A 1,387-nucleotide genomic window follows, 5' to 3' on the forward strand; every position below is an offset into this window, starting at 1 on the left:
AGCGGAGCTTGCTGGGTGTTCATAATGGTGGTTGCCGGCCGGTCGGCCTGATCGGTCGGGTAGGCCATCGTCACTGGCGTTGCCATGGCTCTGGAGCTTGGTGTCGCGGCGCCGTGCCGTGATCAAGCGGAGTTTTGCCGGGCGGCGTCGGTGCGATGGCGAGACAGCGCTGGCTTGAAAGGAGCTTGAGCCTGCTGGACCCAGCTATGCCGTGCCGTCCCGCCATCGCGGGCCTTCCGTTCAACGACAACAGAAGGACGTGTTCAACACTATGACTGAGCACCACCACCATGTCGCGGGCGCCGACCCGCACAAGCTGTCGATCACGCTGGCCGTGATCGACGCGTTGGGTCGCGAACTCGACGTCGTCCACGCCACCAACGATGCAGCAGGAATCGAGTCGATGATCACCGAACTGCGAACCCGCAACGTGGTCCGAGTCGGTGTTGAAGGTTCCGCCGGCCACGGGCTGCAGTTCGCCACTGCGCTGGTCGAGGCCGGTTTCGACGTTCGTGAGGTCCCAGCCCGCCGCACCGCGCAGCGTCGCCGGCAACGTCGCCGCCCCAAAACCGACCGTGAGGACGCCTTGGCCATTGCCCGCGCCACGGCGGCTGACGACGCCTTGGGCCCGGCCCGCGCTGCCTGCCGTAACGACGTCGTCGATGAGCTCGCCGTCGTGCACGCCTGGCGTGCTGACCTGGTGCAACGCCGCAAGATCGCCTTGAACCAGGCCGAGGCCGTGCTCGCCAAACTGCCCATCGACACACTCGACAAGATCGGACGGCGCGGCACCACACTGCGCCGCCTCAAGCGCGCTGCCACCCACCACGACGACACCCATCCCGTCACCCGCACACGTCTGGCCCGTCTCGCCGAGCTCCTCGACGACTACAACGACCTCACCCGACGGATCAAGCAACTCGACATCGACATCGGCCGCCTCGTCACCAAGACTGGCACCACCTTGTGCGACGAAGTCGGCATCAGCTTCACCAACGCGGCCGGACTCCTCATCGAAATCGGCGACCCGTTCCGCTTTCGCGACGAAGCAGCCTTCGCCCGCTGGTGCGGCGTCGCCGCCGTCGCCGTGTCGTCGGGCGAAGGCGCCAGCCAACCCGTCCGACACCGCCTCGACCTCGGCGGCAACCGACGCGTCAACTCGATGATCCACACCATGTCGGTCACCCAAGCCCGATTCCACCCCGAAGCCCGCGACTACCTCACCCGCAAACGCAGCGAAGGCAAAACCGCCAAAGAAGCCCGCCGCGCTCACAAACGCCGCCTCGCCGACCGCATCATCCGACGCATGTGGAACGACACCCGCCAACAAGCCCAACCCATCGCCGCATGACCACCCTCCTTGACAAAGGAGCAACTCCGCCGCCGC

The 1,387-nt window shown here is 66.5% G+C and carries 1 protein-coding gene; it reads left to right on the forward strand.

The annotated features are described in order from the left end of the window. The first annotated feature begins 271 nt into the window (after positions 1-271). The gene (locus DN771_RS29030) at positions 272-1,351 is read left to right on the forward strand and encodes an IS110 family RNA-guided transposase (protein ID WP_117001083.1); all 1,080 of its coding nucleotides are present in this window, start codon (positions 272-274) and stop codon (positions 1,349-1,351) included. Positions 1,352-1,387: the final 36 nt, after the last annotated feature.

Source organism: Desertimonas flava, assembly GCF_003426815.1.
Lineage (GTDB): Bacteria > Actinomycetota > Acidimicrobiia > Acidimicrobiales > Ilumatobacteraceae > Desertimonas > Desertimonas flava.

Bases quoted from the DNA above. Each gene is read 5' to 3' on its own strand.
- DN771_RS29030 (WP_117001083.1), top strand. From the start codon at position 272: ATGACTGAGCACCACCACCATGTCGCGGGCGCCGACCCGCACAAGCTG.